Source organism: Aquincola tertiaricarbonis, from assembly GCF_000969605.1.
Taxonomy (GTDB): domain Bacteria; phylum Pseudomonadota; class Gammaproteobacteria; order Burkholderiales; family Burkholderiaceae_C; genus Aquincola; species Aquincola tertiaricarbonis.
This window is the reverse complement of sequence record NZ_JZUE01000008.1, coordinates 252,427-276,445: the sequence shown is the minus strand read 5'-3', so window position 1 is coordinate 276,445 and position 24,019 is coordinate 252,427. Positions and strand designations below refer to the sequence as shown.

23 protein-coding genes are annotated in these 24,019 nt (G+C 68.8%); 18 read left to right on the top strand and 5 right to left on the bottom strand.

All coding sequences use genetic code 11. From position 1 onward, the window contains the following. Positions 1 to 53 precede the first annotated feature (53 nt). Together VO99_RS12380 and VO99_RS12375 are read right to left on the bottom strand one after the other, a co-directional pair. A complete protein-coding gene (locus tag VO99_RS12380; protein ID WP_046113145.1) occupies positions 54 to 1,562 on the bottom strand; it encodes a sensor histidine kinase in 1,509 nt (502 codons plus the stop codon). A 36-nt stretch (positions 1,563 to 1,598) separates the two neighbouring features. Continuing rightward, a complete protein-coding gene (locus VO99_RS12375) occupies positions 1,599 to 2,270 on the bottom strand; it encodes a response regulator (protein ID WP_046113144.1) in 672 nt (223 codons plus the stop codon). A gap of 118 nt (positions 2,271 to 2,388) precedes the next feature. Between VO99_RS12375 and recA the strand changes: the two genes are divergently transcribed. The 12 genes from recA to VO99_RS12315 all read left to right on the top strand — a co-directional run bounded on the left by recA (position 2,389) and on the right by VO99_RS12315 (position 15,281). After that, positions 2,389 to 3,453 carry a recombinase RecA gene (recA, locus tag VO99_RS12370; protein WP_046113143.1) on the top strand — a complete coding sequence of 355 codons (1,065 nt, stop codon included), beginning with the start codon at positions 2,389 to 2,391 and terminating at the stop codon, positions 3,451 to 3,453. A 6-nt stretch (positions 3,454 to 3,459) separates the two neighbouring features. After that, on the top strand, positions 3,460 to 3,996 hold the full coding sequence (locus tag VO99_RS12365) for a regulatory protein RecX (RefSeq protein WP_046113142.1): 537 nt from the start codon (positions 3,460 to 3,462) through the stop codon (positions 3,994 to 3,996). Between the two features lie 331 nt (positions 3,997 to 4,327). Further along, on the top strand, positions 4,328 to 5,488 hold the full coding sequence (gene sucC, locus VO99_RS12360) for an ADP-forming succinate--CoA ligase subunit beta (RefSeq protein ID WP_046113141.1): 1,161 nt from the start codon (positions 4,328 to 4,330) through the stop codon (positions 5,486 to 5,488). A 15-nt stretch (positions 5,489 to 5,503) separates the two neighbouring features. Continuing rightward, complete coding sequence (gene sucD, locus VO99_RS12355; RefSeq protein ID WP_046113140.1) at positions 5,504 to 6,397, top strand: succinate--CoA ligase subunit alpha; 894 nt, start codon at positions 5,504 to 5,506, stop codon at positions 6,395 to 6,397. Between the two features lie 104 nt (positions 6,398 to 6,501). Next, positions 6,502 to 7,188: a TerC family protein gene (locus tag VO99_RS12350; protein ID WP_046113139.1), complete on the top strand. Its 687-nt coding sequence runs from the start codon at positions 6,502 to 6,504 to the stop codon at positions 7,186 to 7,188. A 60-nt stretch (positions 7,189 to 7,248) separates the two neighbouring features. Further along, positions 7,249 to 8,205 (top strand): serine/threonine-protein kinase, encoded by a 957-nt coding sequence (locus VO99_RS12345; RefSeq protein WP_232315343.1) that lies wholly within the window; start codon positions 7,249 to 7,251, stop codon positions 8,203 to 8,205. Between the two features lie 84 nt (positions 8,206 to 8,289). After that, positions 8,290 to 9,075 (top strand): Stp1/IreP family PP2C-type Ser/Thr phosphatase, encoded by a 786-nt coding sequence (locus tag VO99_RS12340; protein ID WP_046113138.1) that lies wholly within the window; start codon positions 8,290 to 8,292, stop codon positions 9,073 to 9,075. Between the two features lie 78 nt (positions 9,076 to 9,153). After that, entirely contained in the window at positions 9,154 to 9,828 is a 675-nt protein-coding gene (locus tag VO99_RS12335) for an FHA domain-containing protein (RefSeq protein ID WP_046113137.1), read from the top strand. Positions 9,829 to 9,865: 37 nt separating this feature from the next. Then, a complete protein-coding gene (locus tag VO99_RS12330) occupies positions 9,866 to 12,079 on the top strand; it encodes a CHASE2 domain-containing protein (protein WP_046113136.1) in 2,214 nt (737 codons plus the stop codon). Between the two features lie 76 nt (positions 12,080 to 12,155). Continuing rightward, a complete protein-coding gene (locus tag VO99_RS12325; RefSeq protein WP_046113135.1) occupies positions 12,156 to 12,950 on the top strand; it encodes an MBL fold metallo-hydrolase in 795 nt (264 codons plus the stop codon). A gap of 184 nt (positions 12,951 to 13,134) precedes the next feature. Beyond that, on the top strand, positions 13,135 to 13,545 hold the full coding sequence (locus tag VO99_RS12320) for a pilin (RefSeq protein WP_046113134.1): 411 nt from the start codon (positions 13,135 to 13,137) through the stop codon (positions 13,543 to 13,545). 2 nt (positions 13,546 to 13,547) lie between these two features. Next, a complete protein-coding gene (locus VO99_RS12315) occupies positions 13,548 to 15,281 on the top strand; it encodes a PglL family O-oligosaccharyltransferase (RefSeq protein ID WP_046113133.1) in 1,734 nt (577 codons plus the stop codon). A gap of 67 nt (positions 15,282 to 15,348) precedes the next feature. On the opposite strand, the gene VO99_RS30235 is transcribed toward VO99_RS12315, so the two are convergent. Next, positions 15,349 to 15,507, bottom strand: coding sequence for a hypothetical protein (locus VO99_RS30235; RefSeq protein WP_157039545.1), 159 nt, complete (start codon positions 15,505 to 15,507; stop codon positions 15,349 to 15,351). Between the two features lie 154 nt (positions 15,508 to 15,661). On the opposite strand from VO99_RS30235, the gene VO99_RS12310 reads away from it, so the two are divergent. Further along, complete coding sequence (locus tag VO99_RS12310) at positions 15,662 to 17,095, top strand: PglL family O-oligosaccharyltransferase (RefSeq protein WP_157039544.1); 1,434 nt, start codon at positions 15,662 to 15,664, stop codon at positions 17,093 to 17,095. Here the strand turns inward: VO99_RS12310 and moaC are convergent. After that, positions 17,088 to 17,594, bottom strand: coding sequence for a cyclic pyranopterin monophosphate synthase MoaC (gene moaC, locus VO99_RS12305; RefSeq protein WP_046113131.1), 507 nt, complete (start codon positions 17,592 to 17,594; stop codon positions 17,088 to 17,090). The genes VO99_RS12310 and moaC overlap by 8 nt on opposite strands. Positions 17,595 to 17,635: 41 nt before the next feature. Here moaC and VO99_RS12300 point away from each other — a divergent pair, with 41 nt between their 5' ends. Next, on the top strand, positions 17,636 to 19,204 hold the full coding sequence (locus VO99_RS12300; RefSeq protein ID WP_083440544.1) for a M48 family metalloprotease: 1,569 nt from the start codon (positions 17,636 to 17,638) through the stop codon (positions 19,202 to 19,204). A gap of 27 nt (positions 19,205 to 19,231) precedes the next feature. Here the strand turns inward: VO99_RS12300 and VO99_RS12295 are convergent, their stop codons facing one another. Continuing rightward, positions 19,232 to 19,576, bottom strand: coding sequence for a phage holin family protein (locus VO99_RS12295; RefSeq protein WP_046113193.1), 345 nt, complete (start codon positions 19,574 to 19,576; stop codon positions 19,232 to 19,234). Between the two features lie 154 nt (positions 19,577 to 19,730). Here VO99_RS12295 and VO99_RS12290 point away from each other — a divergent pair, with 154 nt between their 5' ends. From VO99_RS12290 to VO99_RS12275, 4 genes are all read left to right on the top strand, one after another. Then, a complete protein-coding gene (locus VO99_RS12290; protein ID WP_052736294.1) occupies positions 19,731 to 20,462 on the top strand; it encodes an energy transducer TonB in 732 nt (243 codons plus the stop codon). After that, positions 20,462 to 21,223, top strand: coding sequence for a MotA/TolQ/ExbB proton channel family protein (locus VO99_RS12285; RefSeq protein WP_375136389.1), 762 nt, complete (start codon positions 20,462 to 20,464; stop codon positions 21,221 to 21,223). The genes VO99_RS12290 and VO99_RS12285 overlap by 1 nt, the downstream gene beginning before the upstream one ends. A gap of 25 nt (positions 21,224 to 21,248) precedes the next feature. Beyond that, on the top strand, positions 21,249 to 21,668 hold the full coding sequence (locus VO99_RS12280) for an ExbD/TolR family protein (protein WP_046113130.1): 420 nt from the start codon (positions 21,249 to 21,251) through the stop codon (positions 21,666 to 21,668). A 122-nt stretch (positions 21,669 to 21,790) separates the two neighbouring features. Then, a complete protein-coding gene (locus tag VO99_RS12275; protein WP_046113129.1) occupies positions 21,791 to 24,010 on the top strand; it encodes a TonB-dependent receptor in 2,220 nt (739 codons plus the stop codon). The last annotated feature ends 9 nt before the right edge of the window (positions 24,011 to 24,019 follow it).

Sequence of the window (24,019 nt, the reverse complement as noted above, 5' to 3'; positions counted from 1 at the left end):
CATACACCTGGCCAGGCGACATCCGGAAATACCCGTTTCTGCCGCGCAGACTCCTAGGCGGGCACGCCTGCGGGCGCGTCGGGTGCGGCGGTAGCCTGCGGCTCCGCCGGTGGGGCCACCGGAAAGCGCACCGTGAAGCGGGTGCCCGGCGGCGTGCTGCGCGGATGCGCATCCTCCACCGCCACCACCGCGCCATGCTGCTGCGCGATCTCGCGCACGATGGCCAGGCCCAGCCCGGAGCCGTCCACGTTCGTGCCCAGCGCGCGGTAGAAGGCCTGGAACACCAGCTCGCGCTCCGCCTCCGGGATGCCCGGGCCGGTGTCCTCCACCTGCAGCACCACCACCTGGCCGAACGGATCGGCGACCACCCGCAGCGTCACCGCTCCGCCCGACGGCGTGTACTGCAACGCGTTGTCCACCAGGTTGCGCATCAGCTCACGCACCAGCACCGGCTGGCCCTTGATGCGCACGGTGGGGCCGGCGCTGTGGGCGTCGGGGCCTTCGTAGCCGAGGTCGATGCGCTTTTCCAGCGCGCGCGGCACGAAGTCCCGCACCGTCTCCACCGCCAGCCGCGGCAGGCTCACCTCCTGCATGCGGCGGGCCTGCTCCTTGTCCTCGGCCCGGGCCATGGCCAGCAGCTGGTTGACCATGTGCGCCGCGCGCTGGGTGGAACGGGCGATCTGCTGCAGCGAGCGCTTGACCGACTGCACGTCGCCGCCGCTCTCCAGCTCACGCTGCGCCAGCTCGGCCTGCATGCGCAGGCCGGCCAGCGGCGTCTTGAGCTGGTGCGCGGCGTCGGCCAGGAAATGCTTCTGCGCCCCAATGGACACGTCCAGCCGGCCCAGCAGGTCGTTGATCGATCGCACCAGCGGTGCCACCTCGTCGGGCGCGTCCCGCTCCTCGATGGGCGACAGGTCATGGCTCTCGCGTTCACGGATGCGCCGCTGCAGCGCATTCAGCGGTGCCAGCCCACGCGCCAGCGCGAGCCATACCAGCAGCACCGCCACCGGCAGGATGACGAACTGCGGCAGGATCACGCCGCGGAAGATCTCGGTGGCCAGCCGGGAGCGCTTGTCCAGCGTCTGCGCGACCTGCACCAGCGGCACCGAGTCCTTCGGCGCCTGCGGATCGGCCAGCCACATGTAGGCGATGCGCACCGGCTCGGTGGCCACGAAGTCATCGCGGAAGCGCAACTCGCCCGGCGCGGCCCGCTCCTCGTCGGGCACGGGCAGGTCGCGGTCGCCCGCCAGGAACTCGCCCCGCAGGCCCAGCACCTGGAAGAACACCTGGTCGGCATCGTCGCTGCGCAGGATCTGCGCTGCCGCTTCCGGGATGCGCACCTTCACCTGCGGCGCCACGAACTCGCTGGATTCGACCGACACCCGCTGTGCCACGGTGCGCGCCAGCTCGCCCAGTTCGCGGTCATACGGCCGGTTCGCGATGCCCTGCGCCACCAGCCAGGTGAGCGCCACGCTGATCGGCCACAGCAGCAGCAGCGGCGCCAGCATCCAGTCGAGGATCTCGCCGAACAGCGAACGCTGCTCGCGCTGGGCTCCGGGCATGCGGTCGCTCGCCTCCGTCCGGACGCCGCGGGCCGATCAGCCCGGGATCTTCTCGAGGCAGTAGCCCAGCCCGCGCACGGTCGCGATGCGCACGGGGCCCTGCTCGATCTTCTTGCGCAGCCGGTGGATGTACACCTCGATGGCGTTGTTGCTCACCTCTTCGCCCCACTCGCACAGGCGTTCCACCAGTTGGTCCTTGCTCACCAGCCGGCCCGCGCGCTGCAGCAGCACCTCCAGCAGCGACAACTCGCGCGCGGACAGGTCCACCATCTGGTCGTTCAGGTAGGCCACGCGGCCCGTCGCATCGAAGCTGAGCGGCCCGTGCTTGATCACGGTCGAGGCCGATCCGAGCCCACGGCGCGTAAGCGCACGCACCCGGGCCTCCAGTTCCGCCAACGAGAACGGCTTGGCCATGTAGTCGTCGGCGCCCAGGTCGAGGCCCTTCACACGCTGCTCCACGCTGTCGGCCGCGGTGAGGATCAGCACCGGCACGCTGGAGCCGCGGGCGCGCAGCCGCCGCAGCACCTCCAGGCCATGCAGCTTGGGCAGGCCCAGGTCCAGGATCAGCAGGTCGAACTCATGCGCCGCCAATGCGGCGTCGGCCTCGGTGCCGCTGCCGACCTGGTCCACTGCATAACCCGTGTTGCGCAGCGTCCGGATCAATCCATCGGCCAGCACCTGATCGTCCTCGGCTATCAAAATGCGCACGATGTCGTCTCCTGATCCACTGATTTTAGGGAGTCGGAATCCCTGTCGGCAGTGCGTTCCCGATACTGTACGGATATCCAGCTTCAGGTATCATTGCGCCCATTCTCCGGAGAACGCCATGGACGCACCCGTGAAAGCCCTGAACACTGAAAAAGCCAAAGCCCTGCAGGCTGCGCTCTCGCAAATCGAGAAGCAGTTCGGCAAGGGTTCCATCATGCGCCTGGGTGACGGCGAAGTGGTGGAAGACATCCAGGTGGTGTCCACCGGCTCCCTTGGCCTGGACATCGCGCTGGGCGTCGGCGGCCTGCCCCGTGGCCGCGTGGTCGAAATCTACGGCCCCGAATCGTCGGGCAAAACCACGCTCACGCTGCAAGTCATCGCTGAAATGCAGAAGCTTGGCGGCGTTTGCGCCTTCATCGACGCCGAACACGCCCTGGATGCCCAATACGCCCAGAAGCTTGGCGTCAATCTGCAGGACCTGCTGATTTCCCAGCCCGACACCGGCGAACAGGCGCTGGAAATCGTGGACGCGCTGGTGCGTTCCGGCTCCATCGATCTCATCGTCGTCGACTCGGTGGCCGCGCTCACGCCCAAGGCCGAGCTGGAAGGCGAAATGGGCGATTCCCTCCCCGGCCTGCAGGCCCGCCTGATGAGCCAGGCACTGCGCAAGCTCACCGGCACGATCAAGAAGACCAACACCATGGTCATCTTCATCAACCAGATCCGCATGAAGATCGGCGTGATGTTCGGCAACCCCGAAACCACCACCGGCGGCAATGCGCTGAAGTTCTACGCGTCGGTTCGCCTGGACATCCGCCGCACCGGCAGCATCAAGAAGGGCGAGGAAGTCATCGGCAGCGAGACCAAGGTCAAGGTTGTCAAGAACAAGGTGTCCCCGCCCTTCAAGACGGCCGAGTTCGACATCCTCTATGGCGAAGGCATCAGCCGCGAAGGCGAGATCATCGACATGGGTGTGGAAGCGCGCATCCTCGACAAGTCCGGCGCCTGGTATGCCTACAACGGCGAAAAGATCGGCCAAGGCAAGGACAACGCCCGCGAGTTCCTTCGCGAAAACAAGGACGTCGCCACCGAGATCGAGAACAAGGTGCGCGAAGCGCTGGGCATTCCCCTGATGCCCGGCAAGGGCGCCGCGCCTGCCGCGGCTGGCAGCCCCGCCAAGTAAGCCCGCATGGCAGCGCCCGGCCGGCTTTCACTGAAAGCGCGGGCGCTCAAGCTCCTCGCGCAACGGGAGCACAGTCGTACCGAACTGCGCCGCAAGTTGCTGCCGCATGCCGTGGCCTTTTGCGAAGCGCAGCAGACGGCTGCCAACGATGCCGCAGCCCTGACCGGCGGGGCCAGCACCGCCTCCGCGGAAACGCCCCACCAGTGCCTGGACAAGTTGCTGGACTGGCTGGAGGTTCATCGGTATCTGAGCGAGGAGCGATTCGTGGAGAGCCGCGTGCACGCTCGCGCTTCCCGTTTCGGCAACATGCGCATCAAGCTGGAGCTGGCGCAGCATGGTCTGGCGGTGAATGCGGACACCGCCGCGCAACTCAAGGCGAGCGAGCTGGAGCGCGCCCGTGCCTTGTGGCAACGGCGGTTCGGCGGCCCAGCCGAGGACGCCGCAGGGCGCGCCAAGCAGATGCGTTTCCTGGCCGGCCGAGGCTTCTCGGGCGAAACCATCCGCCGGGTGGTCAGCGGCGCCGGGGAAGACGACTGCGGGTAGCCGCAGGATTGCTGCAGCGCAAGATGCTACATTCCCGCGGTTTTTCCCAGCGGCGCACATGCGCCTGTCCGATGGCGGCCGCGGCCGCCGATCCGCCTGCAGTCGATGGCCTTGTTTCCGTTCCCCTTGCACCACCGCGCCGGCACGCCTGACGTACCTGCCGTGGCGGCTGCCATGGGTCCTGCCCCGGTCTCGGCATGCATGCGGCGTCAGCCCGCTGTCGGCAATTCGGCCGACAATTCCTCCTTTCCGCCCGTCGCGGGGCGCTGAAGGCGGCTCTGTCCGCCTCCTCGCGCGCCGCTGTCCGCCCTCCCCTCCCCAAGACAAGCCTATGAAGATCCACGAGTACCAAGGCAAAGAAGTGCTGCGCCAGTTCGGCGTTCCGGTGCCCCGCGGCTACCCCGCGTTCACCGTGCAGGAAGCCGTCGAGGCTGCGCAAAAACTGGGCGGCAGCGTCTGGGTCGTCAAGGCGCAGATCCACGCCGGTGGCCGTGGCAAGGGCGGCGGCGTCAAGCTGGGCCGCTCGATGGACGACGTGAAGAAGCTGGCCGGCGAAATCCTCGGCATGCAGCTGATCACGCACCAGACCGGCCCCGAAGGCCAGAAGGTGCGCCGTCTCTACATCGAAGAAGGCGCGGACATCAAGAAGGAGTACTACGTCTCGCTGGTCACCGACCGCGCGACGCAGAAGGTGGCCATCATCGCCTCGAGCGAAGGCGGCATGGACATCGAGGAAGTGGCGCACTCCACCCCCGACAAGATCATCACCGACTACATCGACCCGCTGACCGGCCTGTCGGACGAGCAGGCGAAGAAGGTGGCCGCTGCCATCGGCCTGCCGGAAGGCTCGCATGCGCAGGCGATCACGCTGTTCCAGAACCTGTACCGCTGCTACATGGAGACGGACGCGTCGCTGGTCGAGATCAACCCGCTGAACTGCGACAGCAAGGGCAACCTGGTCGCGCTGGACGCCAAGTTCAACTTCGACTCGAACGCGCTGTTCCGCCACCCCGAGATCGTGGCCTACCGCGACCTGGATGAAGAAGATCCGGCCGAGATCGAAGCCAGCAAGTTCGACCTGGCCTACATCAGCCTGGACGGCAACATCGGCTGCCTGGTCAACGGCGCCGGCCTGGCCATGGCCACGATGGACACCATCAAGCTTTTCGGCGGCGAACCGGCCAACTTCCTCGACGTGGGCGGCGGCGCTACCGCCGAGAAGGTGACCGAGGCCTTCAAGATCATGCTGAAGAACCCGGAGGTCAAGGGCATCCTGGTGAACATCTTCGGCGGCATCATGAAGTGCGACACCATCGCCACGGGCGTGATCACCGCCTGCAAGGCCGTGAACCTGAACGTGCCGCTCGTCGTGCGCATGAAGGGCACGAACGAGGAAATCGGCAAGAAGCTGCTTGCAGAGTCCGGCCTGCCGATCATCAGCGCCGACACCATGGCCGAAGCCGCGACGAAGATCGTCGCCGCCGTGAAGTAAGCAGGGAGCAGATTCATGTCGATCTACATCAACAAAGACACCAAGGTCATCACCCAGGGCATCACCGGCAAGACGGGCCAGTTCCACACGCTCGGCTGCCAGGCCTATGCCAACGGCAAGAACGCCTTCGTGGCGGGCGTGAACCCGAAGAAGGCTGGAGAGAAGTTCGAAGGCATCCCCATCTACGCCAGCGTGAAGGAAGCGTCGGCCGAGACCGGCGCCACCGTCAGCGTGATCTACGTGCCGCCCGCGGGCGCGGCCGCTGCCATCTGGGAAGCCGTCGAGGCCGACCTGGACCTGGTGATCGCCATCACCGAAGGCATTCCGGTGCGCGACATGCTGGAAGTGCGCAACAAGATGAAGGCCAAGGAAGCGGCCGGCGGCAAGCGCACGCTGCTGCTGGGACCCAACTGCCCGGGCCTGATCACGCCGGACGAGATCAAGATCGGCATCATGCCGGGCCACATCCACCGCAAGGGCCGCATCGGCGTGGTGTCGCGCTCGGGCACGCTGACGTATGAAGCCGTGGCGCAGCTGACCGAGATCGGCCTGGGCCAATCGAGCGCGGTCGGCATCGGCGGCGACCCGATCAACGGCTTGAAGCACATCGACGTGATGAAGGCCTTCAACGACGATCCGGACACCGACGCGGTGATCATGATCGGCGAGATCGGCGGCCCCGACGAAGCCGAAGCCGCCCGCTGGTGCAAGGACAACATGAAGAAGCCGATCGTCGGCTTCATCGCGGGCGTCACCGCGCCTCCGGGCAAGCGCATGGGCCACGCCGGCGCGCTGATCTCTGGCGGCGCCGACACGGCCGACGCCAAGCTGGCGATCATGGAAGAGTGCGGCTTCACCGTCACGCGCAATCCGTCGGAGATGGGCAAGCTGCTCAAGGGCCTGCTCTAAGCCCTCGCCCACTGCTGCCTCCGGGCCCGGCGCTTCACAGGCGCCGGGCCTTTTTCATGGCTGCTGCATGGCTAAACTTTGCGCCAGCGTAGGCGGAGCAATTGATGGCCTTTCTCTCCCCCGAGTGGTTTTCGGCGCTGCTGTCCATCGTGCTGATCGACTTGATCCTGGCCGGTGACAACGCCATCGTCATCGCATTGGCCGCGCGCGGCTTGCCCACGCACCTGCAGCGCCGCGCCATCGTCTGGGGCACGGTCGGCGCCATCATCGTCCGCTCGATGATGACGATGGTGGTGGTGTGGCTGTTGCGCATTCCAGGGCTGATGCTCGTGGGTGGCCTGGGGCTGGTGTGGATCGCCTACAAGCTGCTGGTGCCCGGCGGCGAGGACGCGCATGGCACGGTTGGCGCCACCACGTTCCTGGGCGCGATGCGCACCATCATCATTGCCGATGCGCTGATGGGCGTGGACAACGTGCTGGGCGTGGCCGGTGCCGCCCACGGTGCCTTCGACCTGGTGGTGATCGGCCTGCTGATCAGCGTGCCCATCGTGGTGTGGGGCAGCAGCCTGGTACTGAAGCTCGTGGACCGCTTTCCGCTCATCAGCTACCTGGGCGCCGGGGTGCTGGCCTTCACGGCCGCCCGGATGATCGTGCACGAACCCTTGCTCCACACGCTGTTCGACCCGCACACGGCCGCGCGCTGGGCGGTGTACGCAGTGACCATCGCCGGAGTGCTGGTGGCGGGGCGGCTTGCCGCCCGACGGCTGCAGGCCCGGACCGACGCGGGCTGAGGCCCTCCTTTTCGAACGATGGCCACCGCGGTGGCCATGCTAAGGTGCCCGCCAACCTGGATGGGCGACTTCTGGCAGGGCATGGCCGATACCGACACGCAGCAACACAGTGCGGCCGAAGGCCGTGGTCGCCTGCTGCGCCAGGACAGCGAATTCGACGGCTACCGCATCCACCGGCTGCTGGGGCGCGGCGCCATTGGCGCGGTGTACCTGGCCTCCAACCAGCGCGGCAAGCTGGTGGCGCTGAAGACCATCGACCTCGGCAGCCAGTTCGAACGCGACGAGCTGCCACTGGCGCGCGAGCGGCTGGTGGCCGAGGCCCAGGCCGCGGGCCGCCTGCGCCATCCGCATGTGGTGCGTGTATACCGCTGCGGCGAGGTACGCGGCACCGCCTACCTCGCCATGCAGCCGCTGCCCGGCTGCAACCTCGAGCGCTACACGAAGCGCACGCTGCTGCTGCCCGAGCCGCTGGCACTGCACATCGGCGCGGCGGTGGCCGAGGGACTGGCCCACGCGCATGCCCATGGCGTGATGCACCGGGACGTCAAGCCGGCCAACGTCATGGTGGACCTGCCGACACGCCGGGTGAAGATCACCGACTTCGGCCTTGCCCGCCTGACCGACGGCACCCGCACCCGCACGGGCCTGGTGCTGGGCACGCCTGCCTTCATGGCGCCCGAGCTGCTGGCCGGCGCACCACCGCACCCGGGCAGCGACCTGTATGCCCTGGGTGTGCTGCTGTTCCAGCTGCTCACCGCAGCACTGCCCTACGAGGGTGAGTCGATGGGCACGCTGCTGCGGGCCATCGCCGGCGGGCCGCCACGCTCGCTGGCCGCGCTGCGGCCCGACCTGCCCGCCGAACTGCATGAGCTGGTACGTGCGCTGCTGGACAAGGGACCACGCAGCCGGCCGGCCGACGGCATGGCCGTGGCAGCTGCGCTGCGGCGCATTGCGTCGGAGCGCAGCAACGGCGCCGCAGTGCCACCGTTGAAGTCGTCACGGGTGGCCGGTGGGTGAGCCCGCCGGGGGTGGCGCCTGCGCCACGCCCAGTGACAAAAGAGCACAATCCACCGCACCCAGCCACCGCCACAGCGCGCCGAAATGCCTCTCGAGTTCTTCAGTGCCATCGATACCGGCCGCGCGCGCAGCAACAACGAAGACGCCGTCGCCCTGGATGAACAAGCCGGGCTGGCCGTGCTGGCCGATGGCATGGGCGGCTACAACGCCGGCGAGGTGGCCAGCGGCATGCTCACCTCCTTCATCCAGACCGAGCTGGGCCGCTGGCTGCACGAAGCCAATTCGCAGGCTTCGGACGCCGACGTGCGCCGCGCGATGGACATCTGCGTGGACAACGCCAACCGCGCCATCTTCAACGCTGCCAACGCCAATCCGCAGTACGCCGGCATGGGCACGACGCTGGTGCTGGCGGTGTTCCGCGAGGCGCGCCTGCTGCTGGGCCACGTGGGCGATTCGCGCGCCTATCGCCTGCGTGGCGGGCGCCTTTCGCAGCTCACGCGCGACCACTCGCTGCTGCAGGAGCAGCTGGACGCCGGCTTGATCACGCCGGAGCAGGCTGCCTACTCCGCCAACAAGAACCTGGTGACCCGCGCGGTGGGCGTGGAGGACACGGTGCTGCTGGAATCGCATGTGCACGGCACCGAGCCCGGCGACCTCTACCTGATGTGCTCGGACGGCCTGTCGGACATGGTGCCCGACGCCCGCATCGCGCAGGTGCTGCTGGCCAACGAGTCGCTGGACGCGGCGGGCCGGGCGCTGATCGACACGGCCAATGAGGCAGGGGGAAAGGATAATATCGCCGTGATCCTGGTCCGCGTGCCGGATGGAGGCAACGGCGCCTCGCGACCCTGGTGGCGCTTCAAGCGTTAAGCCGCCCCGGGCTGCAATCACCCGATCAACACGCCGGCGGCGCGCCGCTGCGGGCAGACGTCAAACATAAGGTCAAGCATGGGCAAACTGGTCGTGTCGCTGGATGGCGTGGTCATCAAGGAAGTCCAGATCACGAAGGACAAGACCACCCTCGGCCGTCGCCCGTACAACGACATCGTCATCGACAACCTGGCGGTGAGCGGCGAGCATGCGGTGCTGCAGATGGTGGGGGCGGACGTCTTCATCGAAGACCTGAACAGCACCAACGGCACCTACATCAACGGCAAGGCAATCAAGAAGCAGCTGCTGGCGCACAACGACACCGTCGAAATCGGCAAGTACAAGATCAAGTACCTGGTCGAGGAAGGCAACGAGTACGAGAAGACGATGATCGTGCGCCAGGGCGCGGGTGGCCCGGCCGTCTCGCCTTCGTATGCGCAGACGGCGCCGGCGCCCGTGTCCAGCTTCGGCAACCTGGGGCCGGCCTCCAATGGCACGGCCTCCATCAAGGTGCTGAACGGCGCGGCCGCCGGACGCGAAGTCACGCTGACCAAGGTGGTCACCACCGTCGGCAAGCCGGGCGTGCAGGTGGCCTCCATCACCAAGCGGCCGGGCGGCTACGTGCTGGCCCATGTGGAAGGCAGTTCGCGCCCGACGGTGAATGGCGTGCCGCTGGTGGGCGATTCCGTGCCGCTGAAGAACGGCGACGTGATCGAGCTGGCCGGCACCCAGATGCAGTTCATCCAGGCGTGATGCCGCTGCGGCGCGCCTCGGCGCCGCGCCCGCTGCCATGAACCACCGCCACCGGACGAGCCTGGTGGCGCTGGTGTTCTGGGCTACCTTGCTGATGCTGGGCATCGGCCATGCACTGCGGCTGATGCCGCTGCCGCTGATCGAACGCCTGGACCAGGCGCTGGCCGATACCCGCACCCGCTGGACCGCGCCGGCCGATGTGCCGGCCCGGCTGGCGCTCATCGACATCGACGAGGCCAGCCTGGCCGAACTGGGCCGCTGGCCCTGGCCCCGCGACCGCCTGGCCCGCCTCGCCGACGAACTGTTCGACCGCCAGCAGGTGGCCGCCGCGGCCTTCGACCTGGTGCTGGCCGAGCCCGACCGCGGCGGCCTGCCGGCGCTGGAGGCCCTGGCGCGCGACAACCCCGCCCTCGCGGGCCAGCTGCCCGTGCTGCGCCGCCATCTGGACCACGACGCCGTGCTGGCGCAAGCGATGCGGGGCCGACCGGCGGTGCTGGGCCACTACTTCACCGCCGACCGCGACGGCGCGCGCAACGGCGTGTTGCCGCCGCCCCTGGCTTCGCCGTTGCCGCAGCCGCTGCCGGCCGGCCTGCCGCGCTGGACTGGCCATGCTGCCAGCGTCGAGCCGCTGTCCCGTGCGGCCACCACGGGTGGCTTCATCAATGCGTTGCCTGACGACGACGGCCTGCTGCGCTCCACGCTGCTGGTGGCGGCCTATGCGGCCGACGGCACGCCGCGGCTGTACGAATCGTTGGCGCTGGCCACCTGGCGACTGGCGGCGGGCCTGCCGCCGCCGGTGCTGCAAAGCGCGTCCCCGCCCAGCGGACCGGTGCTCACCGCGTTGCAGATCGGCAGCCTGCGGCAGCCGGTGGATGAGCGCGGCGGCGTGCTCGTGCCGTTCCGGCGCGCGGCCGGCCCGGCATCGGGCGCCTTCGAGCGGCACAGCGCCGCCCGGGTGCTGGCCGGCGCCCTGCCGCCCGGCGCGCTGGCCGGCTATCGCGTGATCGTCGGCACCAGCGTGCCGGCGCTGGGCGACCTGCGGGCCACGCCGGTGTATCCGGCCCATCCGGGCTTCGAGATCCATGCCGCGGTGATTGCCGGGCTGGACGCCGGTCGCCTGCCAGTCCGCCCCGACTGGGCACCCGGATTCGACGTGGTGCAGCTGCTGGCCCTGGCGCTGCTGCTGGGCACGGCGTTGCTGCGGCTGTCCGCCACCGGCTCGGCCCTCAGCTGCGCGGCCGCGCTCGCTGCGCTGCTCGCGGTGCACCAGTACGCCTGGCAGGTCGAGGGGCTGGCGCTCCCGCTGGCCTCGGCACTCACCATGCTGTTCCTCGGCTTTGCCGCGGTGATGGCCTGGGGCTACATCGTGGAAGGCCGCTCGCGGCGCACGCTGATGCGGCTGTTCGGCAGCTACGTGCCGCGCGAACTGGTGCGGCGCATGGCGCGCGACCCGCGCCGATACGCCGGCGCGGCACTGCTGGCCGAGAACCGCGAGCTGACGCTGCTGTTCTGCGACCTGCGCGGCTTCACCACGCTGTCGGAGCACCTGGAACCGCTGGCGCTGCGCGAGCTGCTCAACCAATTTTTCTCGCGAATGACGGCAGTGATCCATGCGCACGGCGGCACGCTGGACAAGTTCATCGGTGACGCGCTGATGGCCTTCTGGGGCGCCCCGCTGCCGGAGCCGCGGCATGCAGCGCAGGCGGTGCGCGCGGCGCTGGCCATGCAGCAGGCGCTGCAGTCGCTCAATGCGGAGCTGCAGGCGCGCGGCCAGCCCACGCTGTCGCTGGGCATCGGGCTGCACACCGGCATCGCCTGCGTGGGCGACATGGGCTCCGACCTGCGCCGCGCCTACACCGCGCTGGGCGACAGCGTGAACCTGGCCTCGCGCATCGAAGGCCTGACCCGGCGCTACGGCGTCGACCTGCTGGTCAGCGCCGCGACGCGCAGCGCAGCCAATGCCACCGATGGCGCGGCGATGGAATCGCTCCCATGGGTGGAAGTGGGGGATGTGCAGGTCAAAGGACGCTCGCAACCCGTGACACTTTTCACGCTCGATGTGCCGCCCCCGCCACCGGACGCGGCGCGGCAGGCGCAACTGCGCAATTGGCAGCTTGCGCTGGCTGCGGCGCGCTCGCAACATTGGGACGAAGCCGACGCGCGGTTGCTTGCCCTGGGTGCCTCCGTTCGCGAAGGCGACTTGCTGTGGCACCTGCAGCAGGCGCTCGCCCAAGACCTTCGCCACCGTTGACCGACCGCCCGGCTTTCCGGCGTCCTGGCCAGCCCATCCGCCCCGCCTGCTTCGCAGCCTTGCCGCTTTTTGCCTCATGAAGATCCGTGTCCTCGGCTGCTCCGGGTCGATTGCCGCCGGCAGCCGAACCACCTCCTTCCTGCTCGACGACGACGTGCTGATCGATGCTGGCACCGGCGTGGGGGACCTCACGCTGGAGGAGCTGGCCGGCATCGACCACGTGCTGGTGAGCCACAGCCACCTGGACCACGTGCTGTCCATTGCGCTGCTGGCCGACAGCGTAATGCGTCGGCGCACTGCCGGCGGGCGGGGGCCGATCCAGGTGCATGCGCTGCCCGCCACGCTGCAGGCGCTGCGCGACCATGTGTTCAACGGCGTGATCTGGCCCGATTTCACCCGGCTGCCCAGCGCCGAGCGGCCCATCCTGGCCTTCGTGCCCTTCGAGGCGGGTGAGGTGCTGGCCTTCGGCGGCCGGCGGATCGAGGTGCTGCCGGCCGAGCACACGGTGCCGGCCGTGGGCTTCGCGGTGCTCAAGGCCGCGCCGCAGCAGGGCGCCCGCTGGGTGTTCACCGGGGACACCGGCCCCAACCCGCGCCTGTGGCAGCGGCTGCGCGGCTGGACCGTGGACCACCTGGTCATCGAGACGGCATTCGGCGACGACGAACGCACGCTGGCCGACCTGAGCGCGCACCTCTGCCCAGACAGCCTGGGCCGTGAGCTGGCACAGCTGGGGGGCAGCGTGCAGGTGCACGTCACGCACATCAAGCCTGGCGAGGTGGCGTCGGTGATGGCGCAGGTGCAGGCGCTGGGCAGCGGCCACCGCATCGGCGCCCTGGCCACCGGGCAGCGGATCGAGCTGGGAACTGACTGACGTTTTGCGTCACCCCGTGCCGCTTTGCGGCGTGCACGGGTGACAAGAAGCGTCAGGCGATGTGAGGAACCGCACGCTTGGAGCCCGGCACGGGCCACAAACGGGCTGGGCACGCAGGGTGCAAACAGTCGTCCCGACAGCGAGCACTCGAGTCACCCGCCCATTTCCCCGAAGGAGCAATTTCATGAAGCGTGTTCAACAAGGTTTCACCCTCATCGAACTGATGATCGTCGTGGCGATCATCGGCATTCTGGCTGCCGTGGCGCTGCCGGCTTATCAGGATTACACCGTTCGGGCCAAGACGTCTGAACTGATCCTGGCCGGCTCGTCAGCGAAGAATGGCATCACGGAGGCATTCAATGTCAGCGGTTCGCTGCCCGGCGCCACTTCGTTCACCCCTGAAAGTCAAGCTACCAAGTACGTGGCCAGCGTCGGCTGGGACGGCTCTAAGGTGACTGTGACCGCCTCGACGGCGGAATCCAAGATCTCGGGCAAGACACTGCTGCTGACGCCGACTGTGTCGGGTAGCCAGCTCACCTGGGCTTGCACTGCCGGCACCATCGATGCCAAGTACCTCCCGGCAAGCTGCAAGTAAGCATGATTGCTGCCAAGGGGCCCCGCGGGGCCCCTTTTTCGTTCAAGCTCGGACGTGAACCGGTCGAGTGGATCGCGAGCCTCATGCTTGCTCTACCGTGGCTGTTCGCGATGCAAGGCCGGTTGTGGACAGCTGCATGGCGCGAAGCCGCAATGGCTGCCGCGCTGCTCGCGCTAGCGGCTGCAACTTGCGGCCGCTCGCGCATCGACTCGCTGCCGCGGCCTGCGCTGTTCGTCGCTTTATTGAGCTTGCTGCCGCTGCTGCAGTGGGCTGCAGGCTTGATCGTGTTCAGGGGGGACGCGTGGCTCGCGTCGGGCTATCTGGTGGCTTTTGCGCTTGCCATCGTGGTGGGCGGTCATAGACCTGGCGCTGGGACACTGGACACTGGCAAAGTCGTGCTTCGCAGCCTGCTGATAGCCGCGCTCGTTTCAGCGTTGCTCATGCTGGCACAGGCTGTCGGCCTCGACCAAGCCACCGGCTGGATCGCCTCGCCTCCCGATGTCGCACGCCCGGCAGCCCATGTAGGACAACCCAACAACGCTGCGACGCTGCTCGTGTGCGGGCTCGCCTCGTTGCTTGGCCTCGCCGTACCCGGCAACCGCGCAAACAGACTGGCTGCCATCGCAGCGGCCGCCTGCCTATTGGCCGCGCTTGCCATGACCCAGTCGCGCGCAGGGCTGGTAGGGCTGCTGGTCATCGGGGTGGTTGGCATCACGCGCTCGCAGGCCTTTCTCAGCAGCCGCGGCCGCGCTGCACTGCTGTTGACCGCTGCGTTGGCATGGTGGGCGGCGTGCTGGGTTGCATGGCTCGTGCTCATCCCCCACCTGTTCGCCACTACAGCCGATGTGGCGAGCCGCCTGACCGGCGGCGTTCGCACGGTGCATTGGCGCACGATGTGGGAAGCCATTGCGCACAAGCCATGGTGGGGATGGGGCTGGCAGCAGGTGGCCGCTGCCCAGGCTGGGCATGCGGCATCGCAACCGGCATCTGGTGAGCCCCTTCAATACGCCCACAACCTCTTTCTCGACTTGGCGGTCTGGAATGGGCTGCCGGTCGCCGTGCTCACGGCGGGACTGGCTGGCTTGTGGGTCGTACGCACTTATCGAACCGCATTATCGAACGTACCGGTGAGCCTGTTGCTGTGCGTGCTGGCCATGGCGGTGCACGCCATGTTCGAGCTGCCACACGGCTACCTGTTGTTTCTCGTTCCGCTGGGGCTGGCTGTCGGTGCACTGAGTCGGCCTTTCGTCATCGGGATGAAAGCTGGCGTTCTGGCATGGGCCTTGGCCCTGGTCTTGGGCACTGGCTTGTTCATAACCGCCAGGGACTACCTCTTGCTTGAGCAGGCATGGCAAGACCACCGCTTCCAAGTTGCGGCCATTGCCGGCTACCAAACGCTGGAGCCGGTGCCTGACGTGATCGTCCTCGACCAACTGAGAGGGCTGGTGGCGGCGGCTCGCATCCAGCCCGGCGTGGCAACGCCAGCGGAGGAGCTGCAACTGCTGCGGACCGTCGCAGAGCGCTACCCGTCCTGGGGCAATGTTCTGCGTTACGCGTTGTCGCGCATGGCGGTTGGCGACCAGCGCGGTGCCGAGCAAGCGCTGCTGTGGATGCGACAGACGCAGCCGGTGGAGGTCTGCGAAAGCGCGATGAAGATTTGGCGCCGCAAGACAGATGAACTAGCGCTCGGATCCGCTTACGCATTTCCTGTCTGTGAGCGTGACCGCCTGCGGTGACTGACAGAATGCAGTGTCCGATCACTGCCCGACAGTGACCTTGCCGCTCGCACGACCGACGCTCACATCAAGCCGCAGAATTGCCGATGACCTTAGCTCTGCGCGGCGCGGTGGTTGCCGCCATGGCCGCCACCGTGCCCTCCCTGCTGGCTTTCAACCAGCCCCCTTCTTCGACCTTCTTCAACCAGGCATTGGCGGTTGTCGCATGGGGCTTGTTCGTCTGCATTGCCCCCTCATTCCCTACGGTTCGCCCGGCCCGGCGCTCGGGTCGCAGCGCAGCAGCGCTTGTCGCTGCGTTGCTGGTGCTCCTGTTCGCAGCCTTTGGATCGGGACTTTGGGGCACCCTGCCGCCTTCGCTTGCGGTGGCAGGCGGACTTGGTTTGCTGGGTGCCGGATTCATGGTGGTCGGCGGCTTTGGCTCCCTGGCAGCGCTGCCCGCCTTCTTCCCCGCCTGGCTCCTCGCCGGCACCCTCAGCGCCGCCATCGCCATCGTCCAGGTCTTCTTCCCCCAACTGGCCGATGGCGACTTCATCGCGCGCAGCGGGCTGCTGGGCCGGGCGGTGGGCAATCTTAGGCAGCCGAATCACCTCAGCAGCCTGCTGCTGTGGTCGGCCATCGCGGTGGTGCCTTTGCTCGATGCGCGGCGACTGCCGCGGGTGGCCGCGGTGGTGTTGATGGCCTTGATGGTCTTCGGCATCACCCTGTCGGGATCGCGCACGGGGCTGGTGGGCATGGCGGTGCTCACGCTGTGGGGACTGCTGGACCGGCGGCTGCAGCGGCCGGCGCGCGGGCTGCTGCTGTCGGTGCCGCTGCTCTTCGCCGCCAGCTGGGCGCTGATGACCTTCTGGGCCGGGCAGACGGCCGGCACCTTTGGCGCCGCGCTGCACATGGCCGCTGGCGGCGACATCTCCAGCAGCCGCTTCGGCATCTGGCGCGACACGCTCTCGCTCATCCGCATGCACCCGTGGACGGGCGTGGGTTGGGGCGAGTTCAACTTCGCCTGGACGTTGACGCCCTTCCCGCAGCGCCCCGTGGCCTTCTTCGACCACACGCACAACCTGCCGCTGCAGCTGGCGGTTGAACTGGGCCTGCCCCTGGCGGCGGTGGTGCTGGCGCTGCTCGCCTGGGCCCTGTACCTGGCCTGGCAGCGCAGCCGCCAGGTGCCCGGCACCGAAGGCACCGCCGTGCGCGCCGCCTTCATGATGGTGTTGATGATGGCGCTGCACAGCCAGTTGGAGTACCCGCTGTGGTACCTCTACTTCCTGCTGCCCACCGCCTGGGCCTGGGGTGTGTGCCTGGGCGCCGGGCCTGCTGCCGCCCTGCGCGACCGAAGCGACGACCGCGGCACCGGGCCCGCGCCGGCCACGCTGCTGCTGCGCGCCGCCGGCCTGCTGATGGTGGTGGTCGGCCTGGCCGCGATCGCCGATTACCGCCGCGTGGTGGTGATCTACGCACCGCCGGCCAACGCCACGCCGCTGTCGCAGCGCATCGCGGAAGGTCAGGGCGCCTGGCTCTTCGGCCACCAGGCCGACTATGCCGCGGCCACCACCACCGACCGCCCCGGCACGGCGATGCCCGCGCTCAAGCGCGCCGCGCACAACCTGCTGGACACCCGGCTGATGATCGCGTGGGCCCGTGCTTATGCCGAGCAGGGCGACCTGGAGCGCGCCCGCCACCTGGCAGACCGGCTGCGGGAGTTCCGCAATCCGAATGCCGCGGAATTCTTCGCCGAGTGCGACGACGCCTCGCGCAGCCCGCGGCCGTTCCAGTGCACACCGGCCTCGCAGCCGATGGACTGGCGCGACTTCAGGTAGCGCTCTCGGGCGCCACCCAATCGCCGGACTGGCCGCCGTGCTTCTCCAGCACGCGCACGCCGTCGATCACCATGCCGCGGTCCGCGGCCTTGAGCATGTCGTACACGGTGAGCAGGCCCACCTGCACCGCCGTCAGCGCTTCCATCTCCACGCCGGTGCGGCCATGCGTTTCCACCTGCGCGGTGCAGCGCACGCTGCTGCTGGCGGCGTCGGCCTCGAACTCCACCGCGACGCGGGTGATGGGCAGCGGATGGCACAAGGGCACCAGGTCGGCGGTGCGCTTGGCGCCCTGGATGGCGGCGATGCGCGCGACGCCGATGACATCGCCCTTCTTGGCGGTGCCGCCGGACAGCAGCGCGAAGGTGGCCGGCTGCATGCGGATGAGGCCGGTGGCGCGCGCGATGCGATGCGTGGGCTGCTTGCCGCCGACGTCCACCATGTGGGCCTGGCCCTGGGCATCGAAGTGGGTCAGCGCGGGGGAATCAGCGGGTGAGGGCATTGCGAAACGTCGCAGCAAAGGGTCGGTGTCATCATAGCGACGTGAAGCTGTCCGCCCTGTCCCTCGCGCTGGCCGCAGCGCTCAGTTGCCTGCCCCCGGCCTGGTCGCCCGCCCAGGCGCAGGTAAGGCTGCCCTCGCTGGGCGATTCGGTGTCGGAAGACGTGGGTGTCGGCGCCGAGAAGAAGCTGGGCGACGAGATCATGCGGCAGGTGCGCCGCGACCCCGACTACATCGACGACCCGCTGCTGCTGGACTACGTGCAGACGGCCTGGACGCGCCTGGTGAACACCGCCCGCGCCCGCGGCGACATCGGCGCCGACACCGACGGCGTGTTCGCCTGGGAAGCCTTCCTGGTGCGCGACCGCAGCTTCAACGCCTTTGCCTTTCCCGGCGGCTACGTGGGCGTGCACCTGGGCCTGATCGCCGCCGCCGGCACGCAGGACGAACTGGCCTCGGTGCTGGGCCATGAGCTGTCCCACGTCACCCAGCGGCACATCGCGCGCAGCATCGCCAGCTCCTCGCGCCAATCACTGGTGGGCATGGCCGCGATGATCCTCGGCGTGATGGCCGCCAGCCGCGCCAACAGCGGCGACGGCATCAATGCCGCCATCGTCGGCAGCCAGGCCGCGATGATGCAGGGCCAGCTGAACTTCTCGCGCGACATGGAACGCGAGGCCGACCGCGTCGGCTTCAACGTGATGACCGAGGCCGGCTTTTCGCCGCAGGGCATGGGTGCGATGTTCGAGAAGCTGGAAAACGCCTCCCGCCTGAACGACAGCGGCAACTATCCCTACCTGCGCAGCCACCCGCTGACCAGCGAGCGCATCGGCGAGGCACGCACCCGCGCGCAGGCCTCCGCCACCGCCGCGCCGGCCGTGCCCACGCCCGAGCACCTGGTGATGCAGGCCCGCGCGCGGGTGCTGGGCGACACCACCGTGGGTGCGCTGCGGCGTGTGCAGGCGCAGTCCGGGGAGAGCGACCGCAGCCTGCCGACGGCCGAGCGCATGGCCATGCTGTACGGCGCCGCGCTGGCATCGGTCCAGCTGCGGGAGCCACAGCGGGCCCAAGCCACGCTGGACGCCGCCCGCGCACTGGCCGGCAACGAGGCGCCGGTGCGCCGCGCCATGGCCATGCTGCAGGCGCAGATCTGGCTGGACAGCGGCGCCGCCGACCGGGCGCTGGCGGCGGTGGAAGCCATCGACGACGGCTCCCGCCCGCTGATGCTGCTGCGTGCGCAGGCGGCACTGGGCGCGGCCCGCGGCGCCGGCCTGGCCCGCACCGACGCCCTGCGGCGCAGCACCGACGTGCTGCAGACCTGGGTGGCCGACCATCCGCAGGACGCGACCGCCTGGAGCCTGCTGGCGCAGGCCAACACGCAGCAGGGCCTGCGGCTGCGCGCCGTGCGCGCGGAAGCCGAGGAACGCGCCGCGCTGGGCGACCTGAGCGGCGCCATCGACCGGCTGCGTGCCGGCCAGCGCATGGCGCGCAGCGGCCTGCCCGGCAGCACCGACTTCATTGACGCCTCGGTGATCGATGCCCGCCTGCGGCAGATCGACGCGCTGCGCCGGCAGCTCTACGCCGACGCCAACCGCCCGCCGCCGCGCGACTGAGTAGCGCGCCGCGCGACGAAGGCGCGGCTAGAAGATCCGTTCCATCGCCACGTCGATCACCATGCCGGCCAGGCTGTAAATCAGCGAGCCCACCAGCGCCGCCACGAAGCCGGTGACATAGAAGCCGTCCAGCACGCCGGCGGCCATCCAGAACACCACGGCGTTGATGACGAACAGGAACAGCCCCAGCGTGAGCAGCGTGACGGGCAGCGTCAGCAGCACCAGCACGGGTCGCACGATGGTGTTGAGCAGGCCCAGCACCAGCGCTGCGATCATGGCCGAGCCGAAGCTCTTGACCACCACGCCTGGGTAGAGGTACGCCACCAGCAACAGGGCGGCGGCTAGCAGCAACCAGCGAACGATCAGTTTCATGCGGCGCAGCATACCTGCCGCAGGCCGGCTGTCGTGTCCATCAGACAGACCCGGGCCGACATGTCGGACTCAATAAGAACCGTTCTCATTCGTGTTACGATAAATTTACTTTGAGCAGCAGTCGTTCCCACCCAGCCTCATGAACTCCGCCCGATTGACCGCTCCCGCCGCGCCCGCGGCTGCGGAAGCGCCGCCATCGGTGCCCACCCGCTCGGTGCGCCCGCCCTCCAGCCGGGACGAATTGCCCGCCGCCGCGCGCACCGCCCTCACCGCCGGCATCGTCGCCGCTCATGTGGCCGCGCTGTGGGCCCTGCTGCAGGTGGATGCGGTGCGCCAGGCCGTGGCCGAGGTGGCGCCCATCGTGGTGGACATCGTGGCCCCGCCGGCCCCGGTGCCCACCCCGCCACCACCGCCTCCTCCGCCCCGGCCCCGCACGCCCACGCCGCCCAAGCCGGCACCGGTGATCGCCGCCGCACCGTCGCCAGCGCCCGCGCCGGCCTACACCGTGCCGCCTCCCCCACCCGAACCGCCGGTGCAGCAGGAAGTGTTCACGCCACCCGCACCGCCGGCGCCGCCCGCGCCCGCACCGGCCCCGGTGGGGCCCAAGGTGGTGCCGGCCAGCGCGCTGAAGTACCGCGTGGCGCCCAGGACCGAAGTGCCGTTGGCCTCGCGGCGCATGGGCGAGTCCGGCACCGTGGTGCTGCGCGTCGTGGTGGACACCCGCGGCATGCCCACGCAGTGGGCGGTGATCCGCTCGTCGGGCCACCCGCGGCTGGACGCCAACGCCACCTCGGCCATGGGCCAGGCGCGCTTCGAGCCCTGCACTGAAAACGGCGTGGCCGTGGTGTGCGAAAGCACGGCCTCGTTTATCTACGAACTGGAGTGATGACTTCGATGGAACCCACCAACACCCTCGGCTTCGGCCACTTCATCGCGCAGAGCGACGTGGTCGGCAAGACGCTGCTCGGCATCCTGATCGTGATGTCGGTCGTCTCGTGGGCGCTGATCGCGCTCAAGGGTTTCACCGCCCTCGTGCGCAACCGCCGCAGCACGGCCTTCCTCGACTTCTTCTGGAACGCCCGTTCGCTGGATGCGGTGCAGCACGAGATCGCCACCCACGGCGCGCGTGATCCGTTCTCGCACCTCACCGCGCATTCGATGCATGCGCAGGCCCACCATGCCAAGCACGGCGCCGCGCGACTGGCCGAAGCCGGCAGCGCCAACGACTTCATCACCCGCACCATCAAGAAAGTGCTGGACGAGGAAACCACCCGGCTGGAAAGCGGCCTGACCACGCTGGCCACGGTGGGCGCCACCGCGCCGTTCGTCGGCCTGTTCGGCACCGTGTGGGGCGTGTATCACGCGCTGGTGGCCATCGGCATGAGCGGCTCCGGCACGCTGGACAAGGTGGCCGGCCCGGTGGGCGAGGCGTTGATCATGACCGGCATCGGCCTGGCCGTGGCCATCCCGGCAGTGATGGCCTACAACGCCTTCACCCGCAGCAACCGCGTGCTCACCGCGCGGCTGGACGCCTTCGCCTACGAGTTGCACAGCTTCCTCACGCTGGGCGAAGCCCCGGGCGCCGGTGCGCAGCAGGCCAGCAGCGCCAGCGTGCGCCCGCTGAAGCCGGCGGCCTCGGCTGCCTGACCGGCCACCGCAGGAGTAACCGACCATGGCCTTCGCTTCCTTCGACGCCAAGCGCAGCAACGCGCCGGTGGCCGAGATCAACATGGTGCCGCTGATCGACGTGATGCTGGTGCTGCTGGTGATCTTCATCGTCACCGCGCCGCTGCTCACCCAGGCCGTCAAGCTCGACCTGCCCAAGGTCGATGCGCAGGACAACCAGCCCAAGCCCGAGCGCATCGAGTTCGCCATCGACGCGGCCGGCACCCGCTACTGGAACGGCGAGCCGGTCACGCGCGAAGCGGCGGCCCAGCGCTTCGTGGCCGAAGGCCAGAAGCAGCCGCAGCCCGAGATCCAGCTGCGCGCCGACCAGAACGTGGCCTACCGCAACGTGGCCGAGACGCTGGCCGATGCCTCGCGCGCCGGCCTCGGAAAGATCGGCTTCGTGAGCGAACCCGAAGCCCGCTGACGCCGCCGGCGACCTGATCCCCGGCCAGCCACCGCCCGCCGGAAGCCTTGCCGCTTGCCTTGCCGCATGCTTGGCGGCAAGCGACACACCACGACCATCAAGATCGTCTGAGAGGGACACCCATGTCTAAACGCACCTCCCGCCCGGCCATGCTGCCGCTGGGCGCCCTAGCCGCCGGCTTCGGCTTCGCCAGCCTGGCCATTGCCCAGACCGAACCGCCCAAGCAGGACGCCGAGGCCCTGCCGGCCATCCGCGCCAAGGCCGCGGCCGAGACCGCGCCCACCAGCAAGCAGAACGTGCAGGCCACGGACACCCGCATTGGCAAGGGCAAGCAGGAGCTGCGCGACGTGCCGCAGTCGATCACCGTGCTGACCGAGCGCCTGATCGACGACCGAAACCTCGACACGCTGAAGGACGCGTTGAAGAGCACCGCCGGCATCAGCTTCCAGGCGGCCGAGGGCGGCGAGGAAGACATCCGCCTGCGCGGCTTCTCGCTGCAGTCCACCGGCGACATCTTCATCGACGGCATCCGCGACCCGGCGTTCTACGAGCGCGATTCCTTCAACTGGGACCGCCTGGAGCTGCTGCGCGGCTCGGCCTCGATGCTGTTCGGCCGCGGCTCCACCGGCGGCGCGGTGAACCAGGTGAGCAAGCAGCCCTTCAGCTACGACCAGAAGGAAGTCTCGGTCACGGTGGGCTCGGGCAACTACGTGCGCGCCACCACCGACCTCAACATCAAGACCGGCGACAACGCCGCCCTGCGCATCAACGCCATGGCCAACATGGCGGACAACTGGGGCAACAAGATCGACAAGCGCGGCATCGCGCCCACCTTCCGCTGGGGCATCGGCCTGGCGGACGAGTTCAGCGTCGGCCTGTACCTGCTGGACAACGACAACGGCGTGACCTACGGCCTGCCCTGGCTGAACGGCGCCGGCAAGGACGGCGGCCCCGGCCTGGTGCCGGTGAGCCCGCGCAGCTACTACGGCATGTCCAGCGACTACGCCAAGGCGAACGTCACCATCGGCACCGCGCAGCATGTGCACCGCTTCGACAACGGCGGCGAGCTGCGCAGTGCGCTGCGCATCTCGAAGTACCAGCGCGACCAGCGCGCCAGCGCCGTGCGCTTCGCCGGCGCCAATGCGCAGCCCGGCCGCGTGGCCGTCGACCGCGACAACATCAGCGACGCCACCGTGCTGACCCGCGGCACGCAGAACAAGGCGATGGACCTGGACACCGTGGCGCTGCAGAGCGACTACACCGGCAAGTTCAAGGGCTTCGGCGGCACGCACGACATCGCCGCCGGCGTGGACTTCACCGACGACAAGTTCATCGGCTACGCCTTCAGCCTGCCCCCGGGCGTGACGGTCACCAAGCCCACCACCACCATCGGCACGCCCGACAACGGCGTGGGCGTGGACGAGTCGCTGCGCATCGTGAGCCAGAACCGCCGCTTCGATTCCAAGGGCATCGGCGCCTATGTGCGCGACCAGCTGCAGATCGCGCCGAACTGGAAGGTGCTGGCCGGCCTGCGCTTCGACAAGTTCGAGGGCAAGTACAACACCCTCAGCACCACCGACGCGGCGGATGGCGACCGCAGCGATTCGCTGTGGAGCCGCCGCTTCGCGGTGCTGTACCAGCCCACGCCGTTCGCCTCGTTCCACCTGCAGTACGGCACCTCGTTCAACACCTCGGGCGACACCTACCAGTACGACAACCTCTCGCGCAACACCGCGCCGGAGAAGAGCCGCAACATCGAGCTGGGAGGCAAGCTGGACTGGGCCGAAGGCAAGTACACCACCAGCTTCGCGATCTTCCACGCCACCAAGTACAACGAACGCAACCGCGACAGCGACACCGCCAACCCGACCAACTACCTGCTGTCGGGCGAGCGCCATGCCGCCGGCCTGGACATCGACATCGCCGGCCGCATCACGCCGCAGTGGGAGGTGTTCGCGTCGTACGCCTGGATCCCCAGCGCCAAGATCGACAAGGGCGCCCCGGACGGCACCACGCTGGCCGCCGGCGAGCAGGTGGGCTCGCGCCCGGGCCTGACGCCCAAGCACAGCGGCACCGTGTGGACGACCTACCAGCTCACCCCCAACTGGCGCGTGGGCGCCGGCATCAACGCGCGCAGCGGCATGAAGCCGCTGCAGAGCACCATCGTCGCGCCGCGCTGGGTGACGGGTGACCTGATGGCCGAGTACACGATGGACAAGCTGGCGTTCAAGCTCAACGTCAGCAACTTCACCGACAAGCACTATGCCGACATGCTCTACCGCGGGCACTACATTGCCGGCAAGCCGCGCACCGTGATGCTCACCGGCACGTACACCTTCTAAGGGCACCTG

Excerpts from the sequence above, each read along its gene's own strand:
- VO99_RS12380 (WP_046113145.1), bottom strand. The coding sequence starts at position 1,562 with ATGCCCGGAGCCCAGCGCGAGCAGCGTTCGCTGTTCGGCGAGATCCTC.
- recA (WP_046113143.1), top strand. The coding sequence starts at position 2,389 with ATGGACGCACCCGTGAAAGCCCTGAACACTGAAAAAGCCAAAGCCCTG.
- VO99_RS12365 (WP_046113142.1), top strand. The coding sequence starts at position 3,460 with ATGGCAGCGCCCGGCCGGCTTTCACTGAAAGCGCGGGCGCTCAAGCTC.
- sucC (WP_046113141.1), top strand. The coding sequence starts at position 4,328 with ATGAAGATCCACGAGTACCAAGGCAAAGAAGTGCTGCGCCAGTTCGGC.
- sucD (WP_046113140.1), top strand. The coding sequence starts at position 5,504 with ATGTCGATCTACATCAACAAAGACACCAAGGTCATCACCCAGGGCATC.
- VO99_RS12350 (WP_046113139.1), top strand. The coding sequence starts at position 6,502 with ATGGCCTTTCTCTCCCCCGAGTGGTTTTCGGCGCTGCTGTCCATCGTG.
- VO99_RS12345 (WP_232315343.1), top strand. The coding sequence starts at position 7,249 with ATGGGCGACTTCTGGCAGGGCATGGCCGATACCGACACGCAGCAACAC.
- VO99_RS12340 (WP_046113138.1), top strand. The coding sequence starts at position 8,290 with ATGCCTCTCGAGTTCTTCAGTGCCATCGATACCGGCCGCGCGCGCAGC.
- VO99_RS12335 (WP_046113137.1), top strand. The coding sequence starts at position 9,154 with ATGGGCAAACTGGTCGTGTCGCTGGATGGCGTGGTCATCAAGGAAGTC.
- VO99_RS12330 (WP_046113136.1), top strand. The coding sequence starts at position 9,866 with ATGAACCACCGCCACCGGACGAGCCTGGTGGCGCTGGTGTTCTGGGCT.
- VO99_RS12325 (WP_046113135.1), top strand. The coding sequence starts at position 12,156 with ATGAAGATCCGTGTCCTCGGCTGCTCCGGGTCGATTGCCGCCGGCAGC.
- VO99_RS12320 (WP_046113134.1), top strand. The coding sequence starts at position 13,135 with ATGAAGCGTGTTCAACAAGGTTTCACCCTCATCGAACTGATGATCGTC.
- VO99_RS12315 (WP_046113133.1), top strand. The coding sequence starts at position 13,548 with ATGATTGCTGCCAAGGGGCCCCGCGGGGCCCCTTTTTCGTTCAAGCTC.
- VO99_RS30235 (WP_157039545.1), bottom strand. The coding sequence starts at position 15,507 with ATGCAGACGAACAAGCCCCATGCGACAACCGCCAATGCCTGGTTGAAG.
- moaC (WP_046113131.1), bottom strand. The coding sequence starts at position 17,594 with ATGCCCTCACCCGCTGATTCCCCCGCGCTGACCCACTTCGATGCCCAG.
- VO99_RS12295 (WP_046113193.1), bottom strand. The coding sequence starts at position 19,576 with ATGAAACTGATCGTTCGCTGGTTGCTGCTAGCCGCCGCCCTGTTGCTG.
- VO99_RS12285 (WP_375136389.1), top strand. The coding sequence starts at position 20,462 with ATGACTTCGATGGAACCCACCAACACCCTCGGCTTCGGCCACTTCATC.
- VO99_RS12280 (WP_046113130.1), top strand. The coding sequence starts at position 21,249 with ATGGCCTTCGCTTCCTTCGACGCCAAGCGCAGCAACGCGCCGGTGGCC.
- VO99_RS12275 (WP_046113129.1), top strand. The coding sequence starts at position 21,791 with ATGTCTAAACGCACCTCCCGCCCGGCCATGCTGCCGCTGGGCGCCCTA.